The sequence below is a fragment of the Streptomyces sp. NBC_00691 genome (assembly GCF_036226665.1).
Lineage (GTDB): Bacteria > Actinomycetota > Actinomycetes > Streptomycetales > Streptomycetaceae > Streptomyces.
This window is the reverse complement of the sequence record NZ_CP109007.1, coordinates 6847464-6873074: the sequence shown is the minus strand read 5'-3', so window position 1 is coordinate 6873074 and position 25611 is coordinate 6847464. Positions and strand designations below refer to the sequence as shown.

The following is a 25611-nucleotide window of genomic DNA, read 5'->3' as shown; positions in this document are numbered from 1 at the left end:
CGGCGTGCGTTCCTACTTCCAGAGCGGCGGCTTGTTGTTGTTGTCCGCGTCCTCGCACTGGCGGGCGCGCGTCTCCAGGGCGTTGGCGCGGGCCTGGGCCTTGCTGGCTTCGGCGTGGGCGCCGAGGCCGCGGAGCTGCGCGGCGCGGTTGCGCTCCTTCTGGGCGTCGTGCCGCAGCTGGGTGACGTTGCACGTCACCCTGCCCGCCGCGGACGCGGACTCGGCGGTCACCGTCTGCCCGAGCAGCACGCCGCCGGCGAGCAGCGTCGTGGCGAGGACGGACGTGAGGGCACGACGTGCGGTCGTGGTGGTGCGCATGGTGTTCTCCAACTTCCAGGCCGTGGGGACCTGTTCGAGGCATGGTCAGTACCAGTGGGTAACTTTACCTCGGCAAACGATGGATTCACGCCACCCCGGCCCCCGCGGCACGTGATCGTCAACACTCCTCCACAGGACTCCCACTGACGAGGTGATAGGTGGCCCGCCCGTCGAGGAGCAGTGGAACGAGCGCGCGCCGCGACTGGGCGAGGGGAACGAACAGTCCCGCGGTCTCCCGTCGCACGACCACTCCGTGCAGGGCGAGTTCGTCGCCCGCCTCCGCGTACTGCGCGGCGGAAAGGCGATAGCCGCAGGGCGGGTCGGCGAGGATCTCCGAAGGCTCCGGCGGATCGTTGTCGGCACCGCCGAGGAAGACGGGCCCGCGGTCGGCGTATCCGGCGCTCCGGGCCGCGGAGGTGACCGCCGTGAGCGGTCCGCGCCGCTCCTCGGCATAGGCGAAGGCGCCCTCCAGGGCGGCGTGCTGGGTGGCGACACGGCGCCGGTGGTTGCGCGCCGGGTCGTTCTGCTCGGCCTCGTCGAGAGCGTCGACCCGGGTCTCCACGAGCAGGCCCACGGAGTGCTTGATCCCGGCGGTGTTCCGCAGGATCCGCTCCTGGCCGTCGCCCGCGACCTGCTTGAGCGGCTTGCCGGTGAGGGGGTCGGTCCAGATCCCGTAGATGCCGCTGCTGTACCCGGCGAGTCCGGCGGCGGGGCGGACGTACTCCTCGGAGAGGGTCCTGGACTCGTCGTGGACGTGCGGGTCGGCGTCGAGGCTGCGCGGCCAGAGGGCGAGCAGGTCCTTGTCGTAGTACCGGGGGGTGGCACCGTACTCGTGCAGGTCGTAGACGAGTTCGGGCCGCCGGTCGCGGATGACGGCGGCGACCGCGCGCGCCTCCGCGGTGCGCAGGGCGATGTGGTCGCGGTTGACGTCGACGCCGTCGGCGTTGCCCCGGGTGTCGGCCTCCCGGCCGTCGGGGTTGGCGGTGGGCACGACGAGGAGGGTCGTCCGCGCCAGGAAGCGGAGAGTATCCGGGTCCCGGGCGTAGGCGAGGTCCCGCACGGTGCTCAGACAGGCCTCCCGGCCCGCGGGCTCGTCACCGTGCTGACTGCAGACGAGCAGCACGGTGGTGCGGCCCGTGCCGAGGGTGGCGAGCCGGAGCGGACGGCCCTGGGCGGTCGTGCCGATGACCCGCACCGAGAGCCGTGCCGCGCCGGCCCGGTCGACGGCCGCGAGGAAGTCCCGCTCCTCGGCCTCGGTGGTCCAGCGCGCGCCCAGGCTCGTCTCGAACCCGATGCGGGGCCGCGGCTTCACGGGCGCGCTGTCGGCCGCCTTCGCCGGGACGGTGACGAGCGGCAGGGCGAGGGCGGCGGCGCCCGCCACGAGGGCGAGGGCCCGCCGGGAACCGCGGTGTGTGGTACGGGTGTTCATCGGGCGGCTCCGAATCCCGGCAGTCGCGGACCCGCGACGGCCGCCGGCGGCGCGGCGACGGCCGGCGAGGGGGCGGTGGGGGCGAGCGAGGGCACGGCCGGGTACGCACCCGAGGTGGCCCGGGCGAAGGACTCGGCGCCGCCGACCAGCGGCAGCCTCGCCCGGGTGCGGGCCAGGTCGAGAGTCAGGGTCGGGGTGGTCGACGGGGGGTCGAGCAGATCCTTGTCGGTGCCGCCGACGATCAGGGCGAGACGGTGTCCGGCCGGGACGACGTGGTCGGTGGCGGCGAGGTCCAGGGTCATCGTGTACGCCCTGCCGGGGATCAGCGGTCGTTCCTCGCCGGGGTCGGCCCAGGTGCCGAGATCGGCCCAGCCCCGGCTGACGACCGTGTGTCCGACGTCCGCCGTGCGCGCCTCGGTCTCCTTGAAGCAGGCGCTGTCGCCGGGGGTGCTCGCGCCCCAGCAGGAGCGTTCGGTGAGGGTGGTGATGCCCTCGCCCTCGGCCCCGTAGTCGCGGATCGTGTCCGGTCCGAGGTCGACGAGGACGGCGGAGAGGTGCGCGGTGGCGGTGGTCGGGGTGGCGGTGACCGTCACCTGTGACGAGCCGGAGATCCGCAGGTCGCGGGAGAGGGGGCGGGTGACGAACCCGGCCTTCTCGGGGGTCGCCGCGTCGATCCGGGACGCCCAGTCGAGCTCGCCCAGACCGGGGTCGTCGGTGAACGTCGCGGTGGAGCCGGGGGCGGCGGGCGTGCGGCCGAGGACGCCGGGCCCGGGTGCCGCGCCGGGGGCGGGGCGCAGGGTAGTGACGGCGGTGCCGCGCGGCGGCCACTGCCGGTCGGTGGTCCAGCGGTCCGGGGCGCGTTCGATGTCGGCGACCGGTTCACGGTCGATGCCGTTCTCGTGGCCGAGGAGGTAGTGGTCGAACCAGCGGTGCAGGGTGCGGACCCAGTCGGCGCGCCGGAAGTCGAAGGGGTCGACGTGGCCGGTCTGGGAGAGCCAGATCTTCCGCTCGACGCCCTGGGCGCCGAGGGCGTCCCACCACCGGCCGAACTGGTTGGCGCGCACGTTGAGGTCCTGTTGGCCGTGCACGACGAAGACGCTGGCCTTCACCTTGGCCGCGTTCCGTACGTGGTCGCGCTCGGTCCAGGCGGCCGTACGGTCGCCGCTGTACGGGGTGCCGGCGGTGATGCGGTCCTGGACGGCGCCGCAGCGGGCCTGTGCCTCGGGGCTGTTGACGTACTCGGAGAGCCAGCTCGGGTTGGCGTCGTAGAGCGGGGCGCCCTGGGAGTGGAAATAGTCGTACCAGGAGGAGATGGCGCCGATCGGAACGATCGTTTTCAGCCCTTCGACCCCGGTGGCGGCGACGCCGTTGGCGATGGTGCCGTCCCAGCTCTTGCCGATCATGCCGACGTTCCCGGTGCTCCAGGTGGTCGCACGGGCCCGGGTCCCGCCCGTACGGGAGGTGTAGCCGCGGGCGCGGCCGTTCAGCCAGTCGACGACGGCCTTGGCCGACTGCACGTCGGAGCGCCCGCCGACGTCGTCGCAGCCGTCGGAGCGGTTGGTGCCGGCGAGGTCGACGGCGACGAACGCATAGCCGCGCGGGACGAAGAAGTTGTCGTAGAACAGGGGGAACCCAACCGGGTTCCCGTCGGCGTCGTAGGTCTTCTTCTGGCCCTCGTTGCCGCGTCCGCAGCAGGCGTAGTACGGGCTGGCGTCCATGATGACCGGGATCTTCCGCCCCGCCGCCGCGGTCTCCCGGGGGCGGACGATGTCGACGGCGACCCGGTCCGTACGCCCGTCGCCGTCGCCGTCGAGGCCGGTGTCGACCCAGACGGACTCGCGGACGGCGTCGGCGTACGAGTGGACGGGCCGCGACTCGCGGACCGACGCCGCGCCGGACGCGGCCTGCGTCGCGGACCCGGTGGGCGCGGCGGGCTCCGGCCGGGCGTCGGCGGGCGTGACCAGCGTCGCGAGCAGGGCGGCCGTGGCCGCGGCCACGAGGGTTCCGTACGACAGTCGGGCTCCGCGGGTTCTCCGCATTCGCATCGGCATGGGCGGGAACGTACCCCGGTCAACTCCCGTGCAAAAGAGTGCCGGAGGCAATCAGGGGGATTCCGGTTGATCGGGGAGCCGGATGGGTTCATGTCGGCCGAATGGCGATCGTGTGACAGGGGGTCCTCTGGACGTGACGGTACGTCGGGGCTCTGAATAGTGTCCGGACTAAGGACCGACGACCACCCGCGCGTCTTACTTTCTTATGACTTGGGGAGCACCTGTGCACCGCAGAATCATCGTTCCGAGCGCCCTCGCGGCCTCCCTGCTGCTGGCGATCCCGGCATCGGCGGCCGACTTCGCCCCTGGCGCCCCGGGCATCGGCGACTCCTACTACCCCACCAGCGGCAACGGCGGCTACGACGTCTCCCACTACGACCTGCGCCTGACGTACCAGCCCGCCACGGACCTGCTGGAGGGCACGGCGACGATCGTCGCCACCACCAGGCAGAACCTCTCCCGGTTCAACCTCGACCTCGGCCTCGAGGTCAGCGAGGTCCGCGTCAACGGCCGCGTGGCGAAGTTCGCCACCTCGGGGTCACACGAGCTGGAGGTCACCCCGGCCACCCCGCTGGAGAAGAACAAGCCCCTCTCGATCGTCGTCCGCTACGCGGGCAAGCCCTCCGAGGTGAAGATCGACGGCTGGACGGCCTGGGCCCGCACCCCCGACGGCGGTGTCGCCGCGCAGGAGCCGGACTCGGCCGCCTGGTGGTTCCCCTCCAACGACCACCCGCTGGACAAGGCCACCTTCGACGTCTCCGTCGCGGTGCCGGACGGCACCCAGGCCATCAGCAACGGCGTGCTGCAGTCGCAGTCCTCGCGACTCGGCTGGACCCGCTTCAACTGGCGCTCGAACAAGCCGCAGGCCACCTATCTGGCCACGCTGGCCGTCGGGAAGTTCGACATCACGACGGACCGTACGGCGAACGGGCTGCCGGTCCTCAACGCGTACAGCAAGGACCTCGGGGACAACGACGGCGCCGCGCGCGCCTCGATCGAGCGCACGACCGAGGTCGCGGAGTGGCTGGAGGGGGTCTTCGGGCCGTACCCCTTCAACGCCCTCGGCGGATACGTGCCGAACGTGACGAGCGGCTTCGCCCTGGAGACGCAGACCCGTCCGTTCTACAGCCCGCGGCAGTTCGCCAACGGCGCGAACGTGTCGGTGGTCGTCCACGAGCTGGCGCACCAGTGGTACGGCGACAGCGTGTCCGTCCGCGACTGGAAGGACATCTGGGTCAACGAGGGCTTCGCCCGCTACAGCCAGTGGCTGTGGTCGGAGAAGGAGGGCGAGGGCACGGCGCAGGAGCTGGCGGACTACGTGTACGCCATCCGGACGGCCGAGGACCCGTTCTGGACGGTGAAGCCGGGTGACCCGGGCGCGGAGAACCAGTTCCACATCGCCGTCTACGACCGGGGGGCGCTGGCGCTCCAGGCGCTGCGCAACGAGATCGGCGACGAGGACTTCTTCGCGATCCTGAAGGGCTGGCCGCAGCGGTTCGCCTACGGCAACGCGCGGGTCGCCGACTTCGTGCGGTACGCGGAGCAGGTCTCCGGCAAGCCGCTGGCCGAGCTCTTCGACACCTGGCTGTACGAGCCGTCGAAGCCGGCCGCGTCGACCGCGGCGGCGGCCGGTCCGTCCGCTCCCGCCGGGCGTACGGCGGCGCCCAGGGCCGCGCGGCCGAAGCCGGCCCAGCCGAAGTCCTGGAAGAAGATCGCGGCGACGAACTCGGCCCACGAGTCGGAGCGGCACGGCGGCCACTGAGCGGTGCGATGACCGGAGCCGTACGGCTCCGGTCACCCTGCCGTACGGACACGGTCACCCGGCCGTACGGACACGGTCGACCCCGGCCGTCCGTCAGCGACTCGCGCGGCGGGCGGCCTCCCGGGCCTTCCGGGCCAGCGGCAGATAGCGCAGCCGCTCCGGCAGGACCGGGACCATCAGCCGGACCACCCGGGCGAACCGTCGCAGCGCGCGCTCCTGGGCGTCCGTCCACGGGAGTCCGATGGCCTCCCGGGCGTCCGGCGGCATCATGCCGACGGTGAGGAAGGCCCGCAGCCGCAGGAACGGGCGGCGCAGGACCGGCCAGAGCATCCGGAGGGCGAGCCGCAGCGGCAGCGGGCCCCGGTCGGGGGCGGGCACGGGCTGGTCGGGGTCGAGCAGCTCCCGGACGACGACGGTCGCCTCCAGCTCGTCCGCGAGGACCTTCCGGTAGTACGGCCAGAACTCCTCGATCGTCTGTGGCATGTCCCGGTCGTGGATGCCGAGGATCCTGCCGACCTGGAGCCACTCCGCGTACAGCTGCCGTTCCTGCGCCTCGGTGAGGGGGCGGGCGAGGAGGCGGAGGCCGTGCGCGTAGACGGGGAAGCCGGTCGCGTGCACCCAGGAGTAGTAAGCCGGCGTCAGTGCGTGGTAGCGACGCCCGCGGGCGTCGGTGCCCTGGATGTCGCGGTGCAGCCTCCGGAGACGGCGCCCCTCCCGCGCGGCGTCCTCCCCGCCGTAGATCCACAGCTGGACCGAGCGCAGGGAGCGCTCGCCGCGACCCCAGGGGTCGGTACGGAACACCGAGTGGGCGTCCACGCCGGCGCCGATGGCGGGGTGGGCGACCTGCATCGTGAGGGCCGCGGGAAGCATCAGGAGGGCCCGGATGTCTCCGGCGACGGTCCACAGCACGCCGCCGACGGGGGGCGGCACCGGATCGCCGCCGTCGGTGACCGGATCGCCTGCGCGCACATGCTCCATGGGTCTCTCCTCACACTCCAGGCTGCACCCACGACGAAGGGGCCGTCACCCGGGCGTCTCGGCCCCTGGTGACGGCCCCTTCCGGGGAGTACGGGTCAGCCGCGGTCGGCGCCGACCGGCTCGCCGACGATACGGGCGGCGAGGGCGTGGGCCCAGGCGTCGACATCGGCGTTGAGCTCGCGCTCGGCGGCGGCGCGCTCCTCGGCGATCTTCACGGAACCGGCGGCGATGATCGACTCGCGCTCGGCGTTGCCCTCGGCGCGGGCGGCGGCGATGGCGACGGAGCCCTCCTCGACGGCCTTGGAGCGGATACGGGCGGCCTCGTGGCGGGCCTCGGCCAGCTCGGCCTCGTACTGCTCGCGGATCTGCGTCGCCTCGGCACGCAGGTCGTCGGCGCGCCCGGTACCGCCGTCGATCGCGTCCTCGCGTTCGTCGAGGGTGCGCCGGATCTTCGGCAGGATGCCCTTCGCCAGGATGAGGAAGGTGAGGGCGAACAGCACCAGGCCGAGGATGAGCTCCGCCCAGACGGGGTTGAGCGGACCGAGGTCCATGTTGAAGACAGTCGAGTTCGAAGCGAGGGTCATGCGCGCATTCTACCTGCTAGAAAAAGCGACATTTCGGGCTCCCTGACGAGAGTTGTCGCTTTCGTGCGAACCCGGCCAGATTCCCGGCATCCAAAGGCTACCGGAAGGTAACCCCGGCTGATTGTATGTGCCGCGCCAGCACAACCCCCCACCACCTCATGGGAGTTCCCGTGTCGTTCGCCGCGCTCCGCCGCGCCCCCGGCGCCGCCCTTTCCCTGGCCCTCGCCGCCGCCACCCTGGCCGCGACCGCCCCGAGCGCGACCGCCGCCTCCACGGGGGCGGCCGCCGAGGCCCCGCGGCTGAAGGTGCTCACGTACAACACGTTCCTGTTCTCGAAGACGCTCTACCCGAACTGGGGCCAGGACCACCGGGCCAAGGCGATCCCCGCCGCCCCCTGGTACCAGGGCCAGGACGTCGTCGTCCTCCAGGAGGCCTTCGACAACTCCGCCTCGGACGCCCTCAAGGCTAACTCCGCCGGGCAGTACCCGTACCAGACGCCGATCGTGGGCCGCAGCAAGAGCGGCTGGGACGCCACCGGCGGCTCCTACTCCTCGACCACCCCCGAGGACGGCGGGGTGACGATCCTCAGCAAGTGGCCGATCGTCCGCAAGGAGCAGCACGTCTACAAGGACGCCTGCGGCGCCGACTGGTGGTCGAACAAGGGCTTCGCCTACGCCGTGCTCGACGTGAACGGCAGCAAGGTCCACGTCGTCGGCACCCACGCCCAGTCCACCGACCCGGGCTGCTCGGCGGGCGAGGCGGCGCAGATGCGCAGTCGGCAGTTCAAGGCGATCGACGCCTTCCTCGACGCCAAGAACATCCCGGCGAACGAGCAGGTGATCGTCGCCGGTGACATGAACGTCGACTCGCGCACGCCCGAGTACGGCACGATGCTCGCCGACGCGGGCCTGGCGGGGGCCGACGCCCGCACCGGCCACCCGTACTCCTTCGACACCGACCTGAACTCGATCGCCTCCGAGCGCTACCCGGACGACCCGCGCGAGGACCTCGACCACGTCCTCTACCGCGCGGGCAACGCCCGGCCCGCGAACTGGACCAACCACGTGGTCCTGGAGAAGAGCGCCCCCTGGACGGTCTCCAGCTGGGGCACGAGCTATACGTACACCAACCTCAGCGACCACTACCCGGTCACCGGCTTCTGAGCTGACCGGCGGGCGGCGGGCGCGGGGTGTCAGTACCCGTATCCGCCGCCGAAGAGGCTGTAGAGCCAGGCGCCGAGGACCCCGGCGACACAGAGCAGCACGACGAAGGAACCCAGGCTCGTGTGCCGCTCCCTGCGGGGCCGGGCGGCACGCGCCGCGCGGCCCGGTCTTCTCTGCCTGCCCGGCCTGCCCTGCTTCCCGGACGCGGCCGCCCGCCCGGCCCGCGCCGCCTGCGCGGAGGCGGGCTCGGCGACGGCGGCGACCTCTGCCAGCATCCGCCGGCAGACCGCCGCGAGCTCGGCGGTCCCGGCGTTCAGGTCGACGACCACCTCCGTACGGGCCGGGGCGGTGGTGCCCCCGTCGAGGAGCCGCCCGGCGCGCAGCAGCGCCTGGTCCTTGCCCCCGGTGGGACCGAGGCTTATCCAGCGACGCACATGCTCGCCCCGGATGACCACACCGCCGCCCCGCTCGCGGTAGACGGTGTGCTCCCGCCACAGGACTCCGGCCAACTCGTCGGCCGTCTCCCTGAGTTGCGTGTACATCTGACTCCCCTGTTCCGGATCCCCCAGTTCGAACAGCGGCCGACTCTAGCCGTCGGGACCGACATGCCCCACGACGGCCCCGGCCCACCGTCCGTTACGCGGCGAAGTCGTACACGGTGACCGGTATCCCACGCGCCGCAAGCCTGCCGAACCACGAGCGGCTCGACCCGCTCTCCGGCCGGCGGGCGGCCCCGGGCCGGGGAGGCCCTCGCGAGACGCCAGGGCGCCGGGACCCGGCCGCCCGGGCGGAAGCTTTCCACGCCGACGATGTGGCGGACCTTGAGCGGGCGGACGACGCGGACGGCTTCGTCGAAGATCGCGGTCATCCCGCGAGGCGACAACCGGGACCGGCGGGACCGCCCGGGAACGGCACATGGTCTTTTACAGCTCTGGTGAGACAGCAATACTGTCCCGGTCGGCCTCAGCGGCCGGATTCGGCTGTGGATCGGAAGCGAGGCACCTCGGATGGGCGTCGGGAGCGACGAGGAGGGCGGGCCCAGCTACACCGTCGACGAGCTGGCCGCACGGGCCGGCGTCACGGTGCGGACCGTGCGGTTCTACGGGACCCGGGGACTCCTTCCGCCGCCCGTGATCGGGGCGCGGCGGGTCGGGCACTACGGACAGGGCCATCTGTCGCGGCTCGCGCTGATCGAGGAGCTCCAGCGGCAGGGGATGACCCTGGCCGCGATCGAGCGGTACCTGGAGCAACTGCCGCCCGACCTCAGCGCCCAGGACCTGGCGATCCACCGGGCCCTGGTGGCCTCCTGGGCACCGGAGTCCGCCGAGTCCATCACCCGGCAGGAGCTGGAACGGCGGGCCGGGCGGGAGCTGACCGAGCGGGACGTGGACCGGCTGGCCGCGATGGGCGTGCTCGACCGGACCGCCGACGACGAGACCTTCCGGCTCGACGCGTCCCTGCTGCGGCTCGGCGTCGAGCTGCTCGACGTGCCCATCGAGCACGAGACGATCCTCGCCTCCCGCACCGTTCTCCTGGAGCACGCGCGCGCCGCCGCGCAGGAGCTCTCCCGGCTCTTCCGGGACGAGGTGTGGAGCCCGTACCGGGAGAGCGGGGAGGACCCGGACCACCTGAGCGCGATGCGCTCGCTCTCGGCCCATATGCAGCCGATGGTGGTCCAGGCCCTCCTCACGGCCTTCCAGCGTTCGCTGAGCGAGGAGCTGAGGACGGCGTTCAGGCACCGGTGAGGGGGCCGGCCGGGCACCGGCCCGCTCCCCCACCGACGGGGCAGGCCGGGCACCGGCCCCCGGTGGCCGTCACGCGTCGGTGAAGACCTCGCCCCGCTCGGCCTTCGCCACCAGGAGCGCCGGCGGGGTGAACCGCTCGCCGTACGTCTCCGTCAGCTCGCGCGCACGGGCGACGAAGCCGGGCAGGCCTCCCTCGTAGCCGTTGACGTACTGCAGGATGCCGCCCGTCCAGGCCGGGAAGCCGATGCCCATGATGGAGCCGATGTTGGCGTCGGCGACCGAGGTGAGGACGCCCTCCTCCAGGAGCCGGACGGTGTCCAGGGCCTCGGAGAACAGCATCCGCTCCTGCATGTCGCGGAACGGGATCTCGTGTCCGGGCTTGGCGAAGTGCTCGCGCAGGCCGGGCCAGAGCTTCCCCCGCCTGCCGTCCTCGCCGTACTCGTAGAAGCCCGCGCCGCCGCTGCGGCCGGTCCGGCCGAACTCGTCGACCATGCGGTCGATCACGGCCTCGCCCGGATGGGTGGCCCAGGTGCCGCCGGCCTCCTCGACCGCCCGCTTCGTCTCGTTGCGGATCTTGCGCGGCAGGGTGAGGGTCAGCTCGTCCATCAGGGAGAGGACCTTGGCCGGGTAGCCGGCCTGCGCGGCGGCCTGCTCGATCGAAGCGGGCTCGATGCCCTCGCCGACCATGGCGACGCCCTCGTTGATGAAGTGGCCGATCACCCGGGAGGTGAAGAAGCCGCGCGAGTCGTTGACGACGATCGGTGTCTTGTTGATCTGGCGGACCAGGTCGAAGGCGCGGGCGAGCGCCTCGTCGCCGGTCCGCTCGCCCCTGATGATCTCGACGAGCGGCATCTTGTCGACGGGCGAGAAGAAGTGCAGTCCGATGAAGTCGACCTGGCGTTCCACGCCCTCGGCGAGGACGGAGATCGGCAGGGTCGAGGTGTTGGAGCAGAGCAGCGCGTCGGGCTCGACGACGGCCTGGATCTCCTGGAACACCTTGTGCTTGAGCGCCGTGTCCTCGAAGACCGCCTCGATGACCGCGTCGCAGCCCGCCAGGTCGCGGACCTCGGCGGTCGGGGTGATGCGGGCGAGGAGCGCGTCGGCCTTCTCCCGGGTCGTACGGCCGCGGGAGACGGCCTTGGCGCAGAGGGCCTCGGAGTAGGCCTTGCCCTTCGCAGCGGACTCGGCGGAGACGTCCTTGAGGACGACCTCGATGCCGGCGCGGGCGCAGGAGTACGCGATGCCGGCGCCCATCATGCCCGCGCCGAGGACGGCGACCTTGCGGACCGGCCGGGGCTCGACGCCCTTCGGGCGGCTGGCGCCGGAGTTGACGGCCTGGAGGTCGAAGAAGAACGCCTGGATCATGTTCTTCGCCGTCTGGCCGACGACCAGCTCGGTGAAGTAGCGGCTCTCGATGGTGGCCGCGGTCTCGAAGTCGACCTGGGAGCCCTCGACGGCGGCGGCCATGATGGCGCGGGGCGCGGGATAGGGCGCCCCGTTGAGCTGCTTGCGCAGGTTCGCGGGGAAGGCCGGAAGGTTGGCGGCGAACTTCGGGTTCGACGGCGTGCCGCCGGGGATCCGGTAGCCGGGGACGTCCCAGGGCTGCCGGGACTCGGGGTGGGTGTCGATGAAGGCGATGGCCTTGGCCATCATCTCCTCGGCGGTGGCGGCCACCTCGTGGACGAGGCCGCTGTCGAGGGCCCGCTCGGGCGTGTACTGGGTCCCCTGGAGCAGCACCTTGAGGAGGGCGTCGGTGATGCCCATGAGGCGGACGGTACGCGTGACTCCGCCGCCGCCCGGCAGCAGACCGAGGGTGACCTCGGGCAGGCCGATCTTGGAGCCGGGGGCGTCGAGGGCGACCCGGTGGTGGGAGGCGAGGGCGATCTCGTAGCCGCCGCCGAGCGCGGCACCGTTGATCGCGGCGACGACGGGCTTGCCGAGGGTCTCGATGCGGCGCAGCGCGTTCTTCATCTCCAGAGCGCCGTCGAAGATGTCCTGGGCGTGCTCGGGGCCCGCCTGGACCATGTCCTTGAGGTCGCCGCCGGCGAAGAAGGTCTTCTTCGCGGAGGTGTAGATAATGCCGCGGATGGAGTCCTTCTCGGCCTCGACGCGGTCGGCGATCGCGATGATCGAGGCCCGGAAGGCCTGGTTCATGGTGTTGGCGGACTGGTTCGGGTCGTCGAGGACGAGGGTGACGATCCCGGTCGCGTCCTGCTCCCAGCGGATGGTGGTGCTCTCGCTCATGTCTCTGCTTCTCCGTGGATCCGTGAAGAGGGGTTCGGACGGGACGGTCAGACGCGCTCGATGACGGTGGCGATGCCCATGCCGCCGCCGACGCAGAGGGTGGCGAGGCCGTAGCGCTTGTCCTGGCGCTCCAGCTCGTCGACGAGGGTGCCGAGGATCATCGCGCCGGTGGCGCCGAGCGGGTGGCCGAGCGCGATGGCGCCGCCGTTGACGTTGACCTTGTCCAGGGTGATGCCCATGTCCTTGACGAACCGCAGGACGACGGCGGCGAAGGCCTCGTTGATCTCGATCAGGTCGATGTCGTCGATCGTGAGCCCGGCCTTGGCGAGGGCCTTGCGGGCGGCCGGCGCGGGGCCGGTGAGCATGATGGTGGGCTCGGAGCCGGAGACGGCGGCCGAGACGATCCGCGCGCGGGGGGCCAGGCCGTTCCGCTCGCCGGCCTCCTTCGAACCGATGGCGACGAGGGAGGCGCCGTCGACGATGCCGGAGGAGTTTCCGGCGTGGTGGACGTGGTCGATCTCCTCGATCCAGTGGTACTTCTGCAGGGCGACGGCGTCGAAGCCGCCGAGCTCTCCGATGTCGGCGAAGGAGGGCTTGAGCCGGGCGAGGGAGTCGGCGGTCGTGCCGGGGCGCAGGAACTCGTCGTGATCGAGGACGGTCAGTCCCGCACGGTCCTTGACGGGGACGACGGACCGGGCGAAGCGGCCGTCCTTGACGGCGGCCGCGGCGCGCTCCTGGGAGAGGGCGGCGTACTCGTCGACGTCGCGGCGGGTGAAGCCCTCGATGGTGGCGATGAGGTCGGCTCCGATGCCCTGCGGGACGAAGTTGGTCTCCAGGTTGGTCATCGGGTCGGAGAACCAGGCACCGCCGTCGGAGGCCATCGGCACCCGGGACATGGACTCGACGCCGCCGGCGAGGACGAGGTCCTCCCAGCCCGAGCGGACCTTCATCGCGGCCATGTTGACCGCTTCGAGACCGGAGGCGCAGAAGCGGTTCTCCTGGACGCCGGCGACGGTGTCGGGGAGTCCGGCGGCGATGGCGGCGATCCGGGCGATGTCGGAGCCCTGGTCGCCGACGGGGCCGACGACGCCGAGGACGATGTCGTCGATGGTGGCCGGGTCGAGGCCGGGGTTCCGGGTCTGGATCTCCCGGATGAGGCCGACGACCAGGTCGATCGGCTTGGTGCCGTGCAGGGAGCCGCTGGCCTTGCCGCGTCCGCGCGGGGTGCGGATCGCGTCGTACACGTACGCTTCGGTGCTCACGAGAAGCCTTTCGCGATGAGGGCGATGAGGGTGGGTGGAACGGGGAGGGAAACGGGGAAGGGGGCGTCAGCCGAGGAGGGAACGGCCGATGATCTCCTTCATGATCTCGGTCGTGCCGCCGTAGATGGTCTGGATCCGGCCGTCGGTGTAGGCGCGCGCGACCGGGAATTCGCTCATGTAGCCGTACCCGCCGTGCAGTTGCAGACAGCGGTCGGCGACCCGCTTCTGGAGTTCGGTCGCCCACCACTTGGCCATGGAGGCGTGGACGGCGTCGAGCCCGGCCCCGTCCGGATCGCTGTGCTCCTCGATGCAGCGGTCGACGAAGGTGCGGGTGACGGCGCACTCGGTGGCCATCTCGGCGATCTCGAAGCGGATGTGCTGGAGCCGGGAGAGCGGGCGTCCGAAGGCCTCGCGCTCCTTGACGTACGTGGTGGTGATCTCCAGGAGGTGCTCGGCGGCGGCGATGCCGGCGACCGCGATCGCCATGCGTTCCTGGGCGAGGTTGGTCATCAGGTGGACGAAGGCGCCGTTGAGCTCGCCGAGCAGGTTCTCCTTGGGGACGCGCACGTCGTGGAAGAAGAGTTCGGCGGTGTCCTGGGACTTCTGGCCGATCTTGTCGAGGTTCCGGCCTCGCTCGAAGCCCTCCGCGCCGCGCTCGACGACGAGGAGGGAGAGGCCGTGGGCGCCGCCCTCGGGAGTGGTCCGGGCGACGACGACCACGAGGTCGGCGAGGATGCCGTTGGAGATGAAGGTCTTGGAACCGTTGAGGACCCAGTGGTCGCCGTGGTCCTCGGCGGTCGTACGGATGCCCTGGAGGTCGGAGCCCGCGCCGGGTTCCGTCATGGCGATGGCGGTGATGGTCTCGCCGGAGCAGAAGCCGGGCAGCCAGCGCCGCTTCTGCTCCTCGGTGCCGAGCGAGGTGAGGTACGGGCCGATGATGTCGTTGTGCAGGCCGATGGCGAGGCCGGGGGTGCCAGCCCGGGTGAACTCCTCGGCGAGGACGGACGCGTAGCGGAAGTCGGCGTTGCCGCCGCCCCCGTACTCCTCGTCGACGGCGAGGCCGAGGAGGCCCTGCCGTCCGGCGGCGAGCCAGACCTCGCGGGAGACGATGCCGTCCTTCTCCCACTGCTCGTAGTGGGGCAGCACCTCCTTCTCCAGGAAGGTGCGGACGGTGGCGCGGAAGGCCTCGTGGTCGGCGGTGTAGAGCTGGCGCTTCATGCGGCGGTCTCCTGGGTCTGGGTCGGTCGGTTCACGCGCCGGACTCCTCGGTCCGGGCCGGGCTCTCCAGCGCGGGTACGGCCCAGTCGCGGGCGACCTCCGCGGTGTCGGCGCCGGGCAGGGCGGGTCCCCTGCGGAGGGTGCCGGGGGTGGCGGAGAAACGGGGCGCGGGGGCGGGCTGGGCGATGCCGCCCTGCTCGGTGAAGGTGCCGCGGGCGGCGAGGTGGGGGTGGGCCGGGGCCTCGCGCATCGAGAGGACGGGGGCGACGCAGGCGTCGCTGCCGTCGAAGAGGGCGGTCCACTCCTCGCGGGTACGGCTCCGGAACCGGTCGGCGACGGTCTTGCGCAGTTCGGGCCAGCGGGCGAGGTCGCGGCGGGCGGGGCCGACCTCCTCGATGCCCAGGAGCCGGACGAACTCCGCGTAGAACCGCTCCTCCAGGGCGCCGACCGCCATGTGGCCGCCGTCGGAGGTCTCGTAGACGCCGTAGAAGGGGCAGCCGCCGTCCAGGAGGTTGACGCCCCGCCTGTCCTGCCAGCCGCCGGAGGCGAGCATGCCGTGGATCATGGTGGTGAGGTGGGCGGTGCCGTCGACGATCGCGGCGTCGACGACCTGGCCCTCGCCGTGCGCGCGGGCGTGCTGGAGGGCGGCGAGGACGCCGACGACGAGGTAGAGCGAACCGCCCGCGTAGTCGCCGACGAGGTTGGCGGGGATGGTGGGCGGGCCGTCGGGGTCGGGGCCGATCATGCCGAGGGCGCCGGTGATGGCGATGTAGCCGATGTCGTGTCCGGCGGTCGCGGCGAGCGGCCCGTCCTGGCCCCAGCCGGTCATCCGGCCGTAGACGAGGCGCGGATTGCGGGCGAGGCAGGCGTCGGGGCCGACGCCGAGGCGTTCGGCGACGCCGGGCCGGTAGCCCTCGATGAGGATGTCGGCGCGTTCGACGAGGTCGAGGACGGTGGCGGGGCCGTCCGCCGCCTTGAGGTCGACGAGGGCCGAGCGCTTGTTGCGGTTGGTGAGGTCGCGGGCCGGGTCGATTCCCAGGCCGGGGCCGCCGGGGCGGTCCACACGGACGACGTCGGCGCCGAGGTCGGCGAGGAGCATCGCGGCGAAGGGGCCCGGGCCGATGCCGGCGAGCTCGACCACGCGTACCCCGGTGAGCGGGCCGTTCCCGGCGGTGTGCGTCGTACTCATCGAGCCCCCAGGCATGTGTGACACCAATGATGTAACACCGGAGATGCTAGGAACGTGTTCCACTCGGCACAAGCCCCCCGGCCGAGCAAGCGCTTGGAAAATACCGGAGCGCCCGACAGGCTTACTCACGGTCACCCGGGACAGGTACTCGGGAGTAGGGCGGCGGCCGGGTGCCGTGCGGAACCCGCTATCCTCCGCCGACGAGAACCGCGCACGGCGGCGCGGCACGGCCGAAATGAGGCGCTGTATGGACACAGGGGCGGACGCGGGGCGGGAAGCCGGAGCACGGGAGGCGGCCGGAGCGGGACAGGAACCCGCAGCGCGGCGGACGGCCGGAGCGGGACGGGAACCCGCAGCGCGGCGGACGGCCGCAGCGGGCCCGGAGGCGGCCGACGGCACGGCTCGGGCCTATGACGTCGTCCTCTTCGGGGCGACCGGATTCGTCGGCGAGCTCACCGCCGGGTATCTGGCCGCGCACGCGCCCGAGGACTGCCGCTGGGCGCTCGGCGGCCGCAACCGGGCCGGGCTGACGGCCCTGCGGGAGCGGCTCGCCGCCCGGTGGCCGCACTGCGCCGAGCTGCCGCTGGTCGTCGCGGACGCCGCCGACACCGGTTCGCTGCGTGAACTCGCCGAGTCCGCCCGGGTGGTGGCCACCACCGTCGGCCCCTACGTCTGGTACGGCGACGGTCTCGTCGGCGCGTGCGCCGAGGCCGGCACCGACTACGTGGACCTGACCGGTGAGGCCGAGTTCGTCGACCTGACGTACGTGCGGCACGACGCGCGCGCCCGGGAGACCGGCGCCCGCATCGTGCACGCCTGCGGCTTCGACTCCGTCCCCCACGACCTGGGCGCGTACTTCACCGTGCAGCAGCTCCCGGAGGACGTACCGCTGCGGGTCGACGGCTTCGTCCGGGCCGGGGCGCAGTTCTCCGGTGGCACCTTCGCGTCCGCGCTGACCGCGTTCGGCCGGGGCCGGGAGATCCTGCGGGCGGCGCGTGAACGACGGCTGCACGAGCCGCGGCTGGTCGGGCGCCGGGCCCGCGCACCGCTGGGCGGGCCGCGGTTCAGCCGGGAGACCGGGACCTGGGCGCTGCCGCTGCCGACGCTCGACCCGCAGGTCGTGGCCCGTTCGGCGGCGGCACTCGACCGGTACGGACCGGACTTCCGCTACCGGCACTACGCCTCCGTGAAGACGCTCCCGATGGCCCTCGGCGGCACCGCGGCCATCGGCGCGGGCGTGACCGCGGCCCAACTGCCGCCGGTCCGCGCCTGGCTGATGGAGCGTTACCAGGCGGGCCAGGGTCCGTCCGCCGAACGACGGGCCCGCAGCTGGTTCTCGGTGCGCTTCGTCGGCGAGGGCGGTGGACGGCGGGTGTTCACCGAGGTCTCGGGCGGTGACCCGGGGTACGACGAGACGGCGAAGATGCTCGCCGAGTCGGCACTCAGCCTCGCCTTCGACCCGCTGCCGAGGACTTCGGGCCAGGTGACGACTGCGGTGGCGATGGGCGACGCGCTCATCGAGCGGCTGAGGGCGGCGGGCATCCGCTTCCGGGTGGCGCACCGGGGCTGAGCGGCGCGGCCCGGCGGCACGGAAGGGCCGGGAGGGATCAGGGCCGTACGAGGCGGAAGGGGTGACCGGCAGGGTCGGCGTAGACCCGCCAGGCCGCGTCACCACCGCCGTCGTCGAGCGGCTCGGCCCCGAGCGCGAGGACGGCCTCGTGGGCGGCGTCGAGGTCGTCGACCCGCACGTCGAGATGGAACTGCTGCTCGGGCGCGCCCCAGACGGGCGGCCGGTGGTCGGCGACGCTCTGGAAGGCGAGCACGGGACCGCCCTCGCCGCGCAGCACGGCGGAGCCCTCACCGACGGCCCATCGGGGCTCGGGACTTTCCACTTCTCCGCCGATCAACTGCCGGTAGAAATCGGCGAGTTCCCAGGCATCCGGGCAGTCCAGCACGAGGCACCGCAGACGCCCGATCACACCGAGGCCCCGTCGACGAGGACGTTCGGCATGGCGTCGACCCGGGCCGGGGCGGCCGGAACGGCCCCGCCGTGGATCAGGTTCGGGCCGCGCCCCGTGGAACGCGACGAAACGGAAAGGGGTGTTGTCATGCCCGTCACTCTGCCGGTCCCCCGCGCGACCCGGTATCCGTACAGGTACTCAGAGACGCCCCAGGTACTCAGCGTCCCGGACGGCTCGGTCAGGCCTCGTCGAGGGCGGCCTTCAGGGCACCGCGGCACAACGAGTCCGCGTGGCGGGTCGTCTCGGGGATGCGGTAGCGGGGGGTGAGGTGGAGCGTGTGGGCGCAGGCGTTGGCCAGGGAGACCCGGTGGCCCGCGGAGACGAAGACCGGTTTCACCCCGGCCCGGGTGCGCAGGGCGCGGCCGACCTCCTCTCCGGCGGTCAGGAGTGGGGCGAAGTCGCCGCGTTCCGGGCCGGGTTGCTCGTACGTGAAGGTGAACGGGTTCTTCGCGACGCCGATCGATGGCCGGCCCGTGAGCACCCCGAGGTGGCTGGCGAGGCCGAAGCGGCGGGGGTGGGCGAGGCCGTAGCCGTCGCAGACGAGCAGGCCGGGGTCAGTGGTCAGCCGGTCGAGCGCGGCGAGGACCGTCGGGATCTCCCGGAAGGCGAGCAGACCCGGGACGTACGGGAACGAGACCCGGCCGACGGCCGTGGCCCGCTCCACCACCTCCAGGGTCCGCGCGTCCAGGACGACGGCCGCGGCGGCGACGAGATCGCGCTCGTCGTCGTAGGCCACGTCGAGCCCCGTGACATGCCCGTCGCCGACCGCCGGCCCCTCCTCGTCGCGTACGAGGTGTCGGCTCAGCTCCTGCTGGACGGCCCGGGCGGTGGGCTCGTCGGCGGGCCAGCCCGCCGGAATCTCGATGATCGTCATGATGCGGGCCACCCTATGTTCGCCCGCCGGCCGGCTCCCAGCTCCGCGTCGCGGGAAGCACGGGAAGCACGGGAAGCACTGAGAAGCACGGAGAAGCACGGAGAGCGCGGGCTACGCGCTCCGTGCGGCGTCCGGGGTCTGGGACGACCGGCCGGGGTCCGGCTCTCGCCCGGTAGCCTGGCGATCATGTTCGTTCTGGAATTGACCTACACCGCGCCGGTCGAGCGCGTGGACGCGCTGCTCGACGCGCACATCGAGTGGCTCGACGCGCAGTACGCCGCCGGCGTCATCGTCGCCTCGGGACGCAAGAACCCGCGCGACGGCGGCGTGATCCTGGCCGCCGGGGTCGACCGCGCGGAGATCGAGAAGATCGTGGCGGCCGACCCGTTCAGCGTCGAGGGCGTCTGCGCGTACCGGATCACGGAGTTCTACGCGACCAAGACCGCCGAGGGACTCGCCGCGTTCCGGGAGCAGCTTCCCTCCTGACGACAGGCCCTCGGGCCTGTCGTCAAACTCCCGTCGTCGCCCGGAGGGCGGCCCCGCGGCGTCTGGTGCGTGCTCTCGGTGTGCCGGGAGGAAGCCCTCGTACTGGACGTACTCGGGCTTTCGCCCGGTGCGGCGAGAGTGCGTGCCAGGCGTCGCGGGGCAGACGGGAGTTTGACGACAGGCCCTAGTGGCGGTTCAGTCGGGCGATCCTCCCCTTCTCGCCCGCCGCCCAGCAGGAGCCGTCCGGCGTGCAGTCCACCGTGTCGTACGAACCGGTGTCGATCGTGCGCCAGGTGCGGCCGCCGTCGGTGGTGAGGTCCGTGCCGGTCGGGCCGACGGCGAGCGCCGCGTTTCCGCTGTGCGGGAGCCAGGCGACGCCTGATCGGTACGCGGGCGGCGGCGTGGCCGAGGCACGCCAGGCGCGGCCTCCGTTCCCGGTGACCGCGGCGGCCTGCGGGGACGGCTGGTCCTTGCGGTAGTCGCCGCCGACGGCGATGCCGTGCGTACGGTCGCGGAAGGCGAGGCCGAAGACGCCGCGGGCCGGGTCCCCGGCCGGGATCGGCGTGTCGGTGGCGGTCCAGGTCAGCCCCCGGTCGGCGGAGTGGAGCACGCGCGCGGCGGAGGCGCCGCCCGTCGCCAGCCACACGTCCCGCGGTCCGGCCGACACGAGGCACTGGCCGCTCGCGGCGAAGCCCGCCTCGCCGGGGAGCGCGGCCGGCATACCGGCGTTCGGGAGGACGTGCCAGGAACGGCCGCCGTCGCGGGTGGAGAGGATGCGGTACCTGCCGTCGACCGGGTCGCTCATGGCGAGTCCGTGCCGGCTGTCGAAGAAGGTCATGCAGTCGTAGAAGGCCCGCGGATCGGTGTTGCGGAAGGACTCGGTCCAGGTGGTGCCGCCGTCCTCGGTCCGCAGCACCCGGGAGGCCTCGCCCTCCCCGATGGCGAGGACGACGGCCCGGCGGGCGTCGAACGCCTCGACGTCGCGGAACTCCAGCTCACCCGCGCCCGGCGGTGAGACGTCACGCCAGCTCCGGCCGCCGTCGGTGGTCCGCAGCACCGTGCCCCGGGAGCCCGCGGCCCAGGCGGTCCGGCGGTCGACGGGCGCGAGTCCCCGGAAGCGGGCGTCGGTCCCGGTGGGCGTCGGCTCCCAGCCCGCCGTGTTCCTGTCGGTCGCTGCCGTGGGGGTCTCCCCGGCTCGCGCGGGCGCGGCCAGGGTCAGCGCAAGCGCCGCCCCGATCAGTCCCACCGACATCATTCGTCTCGTGTTCCCCATGGACGTCATGGCGCCGGAAGTTAGTGCCCCCGGCCCCTCCCCGTCCAGGGTGCGTCCCGCGCAGGGCGTTCCTAGGCTGGGTGCCATGACCGACCGTACGAGCGAGCGAGCGCCCGACGAGACGCCGAAGCTCAAGGAGTACGAGGGCGAGGGCATCACCGTCACGTTCGAGCCGCGCCGGTGTCTGCACGCGGCCGAGTGCGTGCACGGGCTGCCCGAGGTCTTCGATCTCTCCCGGCGTCCGTGGGTGCTGCCCGACGCCGCCGAGGCCGGTCTGGTGGCGGAGGTCGTCCGCCGGTGCCCCTCCGGGGCGCTGCAGTACCACCCGGCGGACGGCTCCGTCGAACACCCCGACTCGCCCACCTCCGTCCGCCGCACGCCGTCCGGCCAGTTCGTGATGCGGGGGGACCTGCTCGTGAGCGGCGCGTACGGCGACCGCCACGAGACACGGGTGATGCTCTGTGGCTGCGGAGCCTCCGGAAACCAGCCGTACTGCGACCACTCCGGTCCCTGCGCCGAGCCTGACGACGACGTGCCCGAGCAGCGCTGACTCCCCTTCGGACCGCCCTGACCTGCGGCGACACATTCGGCGTACGACTGTGCGAGGCCTCTGGGCGCGTCCGTGACGCAGCTCACGCACATCCGGAGTGCACGTTCCGGCCGCTCCGCTCGTCTTGTCAGGTGTCAGGTGCCCTGGTGTCGGGGAGACGCACAGGATCCGAAGTCCGCGTGAAAGGAGCCGGTCGTGTCCGCCGTCATCGAGCAGGCCGTCCAGGCCCGTCTGGTCGCATCCGCTCCGCGGATGGAGACCGTCCCCGCCACCCTGCGGTACGACCGCGAGGACCCGTACGCCGTGAGCATGGCGTTCCCTCCTCCGGCGACCCTGGAGGGTGTCGAGGTCTCCTGGGCCTTCGCGCGTGAGCTGCTCGTCCAGGGCGTCGAGCGCCCGGCCGGCGTCGGTGACGTTCGCCTCCGTCCCTACGGGTACGACCGCACGGTGGTCGAGTTCCACGCCCCGGAAGGCGTGGCCATGGTCCACGTCCGGACCTCGGAACTGCGCCTCTTCCTGGAGCGCTCGCAGCACCTGGTGCCGGCCGGGCGCGAGCACCAGTACCTGGACTGGGACCGGGATCTGGCGGACCTGCTGCGCGAGCATCCGTAACGGTCGCCTCCGGGCCCGCCCGTAAATCGTTTGCCCCTCCCCCGCTCCCCGGCCTACCGTTCATCACGTCCACGTCGTCGTCCGATCGGAGAAGGACGTTGCTCGTCTGAGGTTGCGAGACACCGCGCCGCGCGTGCCCCCTGTGCCGCGTGTGCCGTTCTCGACCTCGGCGTACGAGCCGTTCTGACGACAGACAGCCCGCGCCCCGGTGTCTCCACGCGTCGCATCACATCACGCCTGCGCTCACGCACCCGGGAGGCCTCCATGGCGCATCACCCCACGTTCATCACCTGTACCTCGCTCTCCTTCTCCTGGCCTGACGGCACGGAGGTCGTCGACGACTTCCGGCTCACGGTCGGCCCCGGCCGCACCGGGCTCGTCGGCCTCAACGGCTCCGGCAAGTCCACGCTCCTGAAGCTGATCGCCGGTGAGCTGACCCCGTCCTCCGGCACGGTCCGGGTCACCGGCGAGCTCGGCTACCTCCCCCAGAACCTGGTCCTGGACACCTCCCGGCGCGTGGACGAGATCCTCGGCATCGACGCCAAGCGGGCCGCCCTGCACGCCATCGAGGCGGGCGACCCGGCCGAGGAGCACTTCACCGCGCTCGCCGACGACTGGGACGTCGAGGAGCGGGCCCGCGCCACCCTCGACCAGCTCGGCCTCGGCGCGGTGGGCCTCGACCGCACCGTCGGCGAGGTGTCCGGCGGCGAGTCCGTCCTGCTGCGCCTCGCCGCGCTGCTGCTCGCCCGGCCCGACGTGCTGCTCCTCGACGAGCCGACCAACAACCTGGATCTGCACGCCCGCGCACGGTTGTACGAGGCGGTGGAGAACTGGTCGGGGGTCCTGGTCGTGGTCAGCCACGACCGTGAACTCCTGGAGCGCGTCGACCAGATCGCCGATCTGCGCGACGGCGCCGTCGCCTGGTACGGCGGCGCCTACTCCGACTACGAGGCGGCGCTCGCCGCCGAACAGGACGCGGCGGAGCGGATGGTCCGCGTCGCCGAGGCGGACGTCCAGCGGCAGAAGCGGGAACTCGCCGACTCGCAGATGAAGTTGGCCCGTCGCAAGCGGTACGGGCAGAAGAGCTTCGAGAACAAGGTCGTCCCGAAGATCGTGGCGAACAACCGCAGGAGCGAGGCCCAGGTCTCGGCCGGCAAGCACAAGGCACTGCACACCGAGCGCCTCTCGGAGGCCCGGGAGCGGCTCGACGCCGCCGTGGAGGCGGTGCGGGACGACGACGAGATCCGCGTCGAACTGCCGCGCACCTCGGTGCCGCCGGGCCGCGAGGTGCTGTTCCTGCGGAATCTGGAACTGCGGTACGGGGCCCGGGTGGCCGGTGAGTTCGAGCTGCGCGGTCCGGAGCGGATCGCGCTGGTCGGCCGGAACGGCGCCGGGAAGACGACGCTGCTGCGGACGATCGCCGGGGAGCTCGAACCGGTCTCGGGCGAGACGGAGGCACGGGTGCCGCTCCGTTTCCTCCCGCAGCGGCTCGATGTCCTCGACGACGGCTTGAGCGTGGTGGAGAACGTGGCCCGGTTCGCGCCCACGGCGACGGGGAACGCGATCAGGGCGCGGCTGGCACGGTTCCTGTTCCGGGGAGCCCGGGCGGATCAGCCCGTCGGCACCCTGTCGGGCGGGGAGCGGTTCCGGGCGACGCTCGCGGCGCTGCTCCTCGCGGAGCCGGCTCCCCAGCTGCTGATGCTGGACGAGCCGACGAACAATCTGGACATGGCGTCGGTACGGAAGCTGACGGCGGCCCTCGACGCGTACGAAGGGGCGTTGATCGTGGCGAGCCACGACGTGACGTTCCTGGAGTCGCTGGGGATCACCCGCTGGCTGCTGCTCGACGGTGAGCTGCGGCCGACGACGGCGGAGGAGGTACGGGGAGCGGCGTCGAGCCGTCGGTAGGGCCGGCTCGCGCGCCTGCTCCAGCGGTGGAGTGACGGCCCGGATCCGGTGCCGCCGCCCGGGGCGAGGCCGGGGGCGGACCCCCCGGCCGGCTCCGTGCGCGTCGACCGCCGCGTCCGACGGCCACATGCCGCGGCCGCGGCGGTCGCGGCGCCCCGCGCCGGAAAGTCATCCGCTTCGGAGCCCGCAGGGCCCTCCGAACGGCGGAAAGCCGTCCGCTTCGGGCCACCGGCCGGCTGCGCCGAGCGGCCGAACGCCTGCTCTGCGTAGTCATGCGAACGGGCGACACGGGACGCGCAGGACGTGACCTGCGTCTCCGGCACCCCATCGGAGCAGCACACATAACGCAACGTAACCGGACATCGTCAGGACGGGCTTGGCCGACGCCTTACGGAGCCTTAACCTACGGTTTCGTAACCTACGGATTCGTAGGTATGCCCGTATGTCCTCTCTCCGTCCCCAGGAGTCCCCGTGACGCTCACCTCTCCCCACCTCGGCAGCTCGACAGGGTGGACCGACGCGCGGCTGCTCTACGCGCTGGAAGAGGTCGTGGAGAAGGAGCTCAACCGGCACCTCAAGGTCACCAAGGACTGGATGCCGCACGAGTACGTGCCGTGGTCCGACGCGCGCAACTTCCCCGGCCTCTTCGAGGACGGCGAGGCCTGGGACCCGGCGCAGTCCAAGGTGACCGAGATCGGCAAGATCGCCCTCGTCGTCAACCTGCTCACCGAGGACAACCTCCCGAGCTACCACCACGAGATCGCCAGCCTCTTCGGCCGCGACGGCGCCTGGGGCACCTGGGTCCACCGCTGGACCGCCGAGGAGGGCCGCCACGGCATCGTGATGCGCGACTACCTGCTCGCCTCGCGCGCCGTCGACCCGGACAAGCTGGAGCAGTTCCGGATGGCGCACATGAGCGAGGGCTTCGAGTCCGACAACCGCCACTCGATGCTGCACTCCGTGGCGTACGTGGCCTTCCAGGAGCTCGCCACCCGTATCTCGCACCGGAACACCGGCCACCAGTCCGGCGACCCGGTCTGCGACCGGATGCTGGCGCGGATCGCCACCGACGAGAACCTGCACATGGTCTTCTACCGCAACCTGCTCGGCGCGGCCTTCGAGATCGCCCCCGACCTGACCATGCAGGCCGTGCGGGATGTCGTGGTCGACTTCCGGATGCCCGGACACGGCATGCCCGGCTTCGAGCGGGCGGCGGCGCAGATGGCCATCGGCGAGATCTACAACATGCGGATCCACCACGACGACGTGCTCCAGCCCGTCCTCCGCTTCCTGAAGGTCCTCCAGATCGAGGGCCTCGGGCCCGAGGGCCTGCAGGCGCAGGAGGAGCTGGGGCTGTACATGAACGGCCTGGACTCCGAGGCCAGCAAGTTCGACGAGAAGCTCGCCGCCCGCAAGGCCCGCATGGCCGCCCGCAAGGCCGGCTGAGCCACCCCGCGGGGCACGGGCGACCACGACACGAGGACGGGCGCGGAAGGCTGATCGGCCTTCCGCGCCCGTCCCGTCCTGTTCGTCCCCCCGGACCCCTCGTACCCCCGCGCCGAGGCGTCCGCGTGTCGTGTTCGGCCTCTCAACCCTCCCGGCGCTTGAGGCGGAACCGCTCCTTCTCGGAGAGCCCGCCCCACACCCCGAACCGCTCGTCGTTGCTCAGCGCGTACTCCAGGCACGCCACCCGCCCCTCGCAGGCGCCGCAGAGCTGCTTGGCCTCGCGGGTGGACGAGCCGGGCGCCGGGAAGAAGAACTCCGGCCCTGCCTGAGCGCACAGAGCGGTCTCCTGCCAGGACATGTCGGGCTCCGGTGCGGTCAGTACGGTGGTGTAGGTCTGCATGCGGAACACGCTGCCGGAGGGCCGTAAACGAGCCATCAACGTTCGATCAATGCGAGCTTCACGGCTGTTCGCAACGCGGCGCGCCGAAACTCTTCGCC

24 protein-coding genes are annotated in these 25611 nt (G+C 72.3%); 9 read left to right on the top strand and 15 right to left on the bottom strand.

Annotated elements, in window-relative coordinates; genetic code table 11:
• Positions 1-12: 12 nt before the first annotated feature.
• The 3 genes from OG392_RS30850 to OG392_RS30840 all read right to left on the bottom strand — a co-directional run bounded on the left by OG392_RS30850 (position 13) and on the right by OG392_RS30840 (position 3798).
• Complete coding sequence (locus OG392_RS30850) at positions 13-318, bottom strand: hypothetical protein (RefSeq protein WP_329284867.1); 306 nt, start codon at positions 316-318, stop codon at positions 13-15.
• A 118-nt stretch (positions 319-436) separates the two neighbouring features.
• The gene (locus tag OG392_RS30845) at positions 437-1747 is read right to left on the bottom strand and encodes a M14 family metallopeptidase (protein WP_329284866.1); all 1311 of its coding nucleotides are present in this window, start codon (positions 1745-1747) and stop codon (positions 437-439) included.
• Complete coding sequence (locus OG392_RS30840) at positions 1744-3798, bottom strand: Xaa-Pro dipeptidyl-peptidase (RefSeq protein WP_443054941.1); 2055 nt, start codon at positions 3796-3798, stop codon at positions 1744-1746. The genes OG392_RS30845 and OG392_RS30840 overlap by 4 nt, the downstream gene beginning before the upstream one ends.
• Positions 3799-4021: 223 nt before the next feature.
• Between OG392_RS30840 and OG392_RS30835 the strand changes: the two genes are divergently transcribed.
• Positions 4022-5560 (top strand): M1 family metallopeptidase, encoded by a 1539-nt coding sequence (locus OG392_RS30835; protein WP_329284864.1) that lies wholly within the window; start codon positions 4022-4024, stop codon positions 5558-5560.
• Between the two features lie 93 nt (positions 5561-5653).
• Here the strand turns inward: OG392_RS30835 and OG392_RS30830 are convergent, their stop codons facing one another.
• Both OG392_RS30830 and OG392_RS30825 read right to left on the bottom strand, forming a co-directional pair.
• A complete protein-coding gene (locus tag OG392_RS30830; RefSeq protein ID WP_329284863.1) occupies positions 5654-6538 on the bottom strand; it encodes an oxygenase MpaB family protein in 885 nt (294 codons plus the stop codon).
• Between the two features lie 95 nt (positions 6539-6633).
• A complete protein-coding gene (locus OG392_RS30825) occupies positions 6634-7122 on the bottom strand; it encodes a F0F1 ATP synthase subunit B family protein (RefSeq protein ID WP_266898825.1) in 489 nt (162 codons plus the stop codon).
• A 125-nt stretch (positions 7123-7247) separates the two neighbouring features.
• On the opposite strand from OG392_RS30825, the gene sph reads away from it, so the two are divergent.
• The gene (gene sph / locus OG392_RS30820) at positions 7248-8285 is read left to right on the top strand and encodes a sphingomyelin phosphodiesterase (protein ID WP_443054940.1); all 1038 of its coding nucleotides are present in this window, start codon (positions 7248-7250) and stop codon (positions 8283-8285) included.
• A gap of 29 nt (positions 8286-8314) precedes the next feature.
• Here sph and OG392_RS30815 read toward each other — a convergent pair whose 3' ends face one another.
• The gene (locus OG392_RS30815) at positions 8315-8827 is read right to left on the bottom strand and encodes a hypothetical protein (protein ID WP_329284859.1); all 513 of its coding nucleotides are present in this window, start codon (positions 8825-8827) and stop codon (positions 8315-8317) included.
• Positions 8828-9292: 465 nt separating this feature from the next.
• Here OG392_RS30815 and OG392_RS30810 point away from each other — a divergent pair, with 465 nt between their 5' ends.
• The gene (locus OG392_RS30810; RefSeq protein ID WP_329284858.1) at positions 9293-10030 is read left to right on the top strand and encodes a MerR family transcriptional regulator; all 738 of its coding nucleotides are present in this window, start codon (positions 9293-9295) and stop codon (positions 10028-10030) included.
• Between the two features lie 69 nt (positions 10031-10099).
• Here the strand turns inward: OG392_RS30810 and OG392_RS30805 are convergent, their stop codons facing one another.
• From OG392_RS30805 to OG392_RS30790, 4 genes are all read right to left on the bottom strand, one after another.
• A complete protein-coding gene (locus tag OG392_RS30805) occupies positions 10100-12274 on the bottom strand; it encodes a 3-hydroxyacyl-CoA dehydrogenase NAD-binding domain-containing protein (protein ID WP_329284857.1) in 2175 nt (724 codons plus the stop codon).
• Positions 12275-12321: 47 nt separating this feature from the next.
• Positions 12322-13536: an acetyl-CoA C-acetyltransferase gene (locus OG392_RS30800; RefSeq protein ID WP_329284856.1), complete on the bottom strand. Its 1215-nt coding sequence runs from the start codon at positions 13534-13536 to the stop codon at positions 12322-12324.
• A 66-nt stretch (positions 13537-13602) separates the two neighbouring features.
• Positions 13603-14754, bottom strand: a complete 1152-nt coding sequence (locus OG392_RS30795) for an acyl-CoA dehydrogenase family protein (protein ID WP_329284853.1) — start codon at positions 14752-14754, stop codon at positions 13603-13605.
• A 31-nt stretch (positions 14755-14785) separates the two neighbouring features.
• Positions 14786-15943, bottom strand: a complete 1158-nt coding sequence (locus OG392_RS30790) for a CaiB/BaiF CoA transferase family protein (protein WP_329284851.1) — start codon at positions 15941-15943, stop codon at positions 14786-14788.
• A gap of 247 nt (positions 15944-16190) precedes the next feature.
• On the opposite strand from OG392_RS30790, the gene OG392_RS30785 reads away from it, so the two are divergent.
• A complete protein-coding gene (locus OG392_RS30785; protein WP_329284849.1) occupies positions 16191-17513 on the top strand; it encodes a saccharopine dehydrogenase family protein in 1323 nt (440 codons plus the stop codon).
• Positions 17514-17550: 37 nt separating this feature from the next.
• Here OG392_RS30785 and OG392_RS30780 read toward each other — a convergent pair whose 3' ends face one another.
• From OG392_RS30780 to OG392_RS30770, 3 genes are all read right to left on the bottom strand, one after another.
• Positions 17551-17922, bottom strand: a complete 372-nt coding sequence (locus OG392_RS30780) for a VOC family protein (RefSeq protein WP_329284847.1) — start codon at positions 17920-17922, stop codon at positions 17551-17553.
• Positions 17919-18053 (bottom strand): hypothetical protein, encoded by a 135-nt coding sequence (locus OG392_RS30775; RefSeq protein WP_329284845.1) that lies wholly within the window; start codon positions 18051-18053, stop codon positions 17919-17921. The genes OG392_RS30780 and OG392_RS30775 overlap by 4 nt, the downstream gene beginning before the upstream one ends.
• Before the next feature lie 89 nt (positions 18054-18142).
• Positions 18143-18838 (bottom strand): endonuclease V, encoded by a 696-nt coding sequence (locus OG392_RS30770; RefSeq protein ID WP_329284843.1) that lies wholly within the window; start codon positions 18836-18838, stop codon positions 18143-18145.
• A gap of 186 nt (positions 18839-19024) precedes the next feature.
• Between OG392_RS30770 and OG392_RS30765 the strand changes: the two genes are divergently transcribed.
• Complete coding sequence (locus OG392_RS30765) at positions 19025-19324, top strand: YciI family protein (protein ID WP_030313612.1); 300 nt, start codon at positions 19025-19027, stop codon at positions 19322-19324.
• A gap of 184 nt (positions 19325-19508) precedes the next feature.
• Here OG392_RS30765 and OG392_RS30760 read toward each other — a convergent pair whose 3' ends face one another.
• Entirely contained in the window at positions 19509-20606 is a 1098-nt protein-coding gene (locus OG392_RS30760; RefSeq protein WP_329284840.1) for a WD40/YVTN/BNR-like repeat-containing protein, read from the bottom strand.
• 76 nt (positions 20607-20682) lie between these two features.
• On the opposite strand from OG392_RS30760, the gene OG392_RS30755 reads away from it, so the two are divergent.
• From OG392_RS30755 to OG392_RS30740, 4 genes are all read left to right on the top strand, one after another.
• Complete coding sequence (locus tag OG392_RS30755; RefSeq protein WP_329284838.1) at positions 20683-21147, top strand: (4Fe-4S)-binding protein; 465 nt, start codon at positions 20683-20685, stop codon at positions 21145-21147.
• Positions 21148-21342: 195 nt separating this feature from the next.
• Positions 21343-21759: an SsgA family sporulation/cell division regulator gene (locus OG392_RS30750; protein WP_329284836.1), complete on the top strand. Its 417-nt coding sequence runs from the start codon at positions 21343-21345 to the stop codon at positions 21757-21759.
• A gap of 264 nt (positions 21760-22023) precedes the next feature.
• Complete coding sequence (locus OG392_RS30745; protein ID WP_329284834.1) at positions 22024-23667, top strand: ABC-F family ATP-binding cassette domain-containing protein; 1644 nt, start codon at positions 22024-22026, stop codon at positions 23665-23667.
• 471 nt (positions 23668-24138) lie between these two features.
• A complete protein-coding gene (locus OG392_RS30740) occupies positions 24139-25113 on the top strand; it encodes an acyl-ACP desaturase (RefSeq protein ID WP_329284833.1) in 975 nt (324 codons plus the stop codon).
• Between the two features lie 142 nt (positions 25114-25255).
• Here the strand turns inward: OG392_RS30740 and OG392_RS30735 are convergent, their stop codons facing one another.
• Positions 25256-25513, bottom strand: a complete 258-nt coding sequence (locus OG392_RS30735; protein ID WP_318209725.1) for a WhiB family transcriptional regulator — start codon at positions 25511-25513, stop codon at positions 25256-25258.
• Positions 25514-25611: the final 98 nt, after the last annotated feature.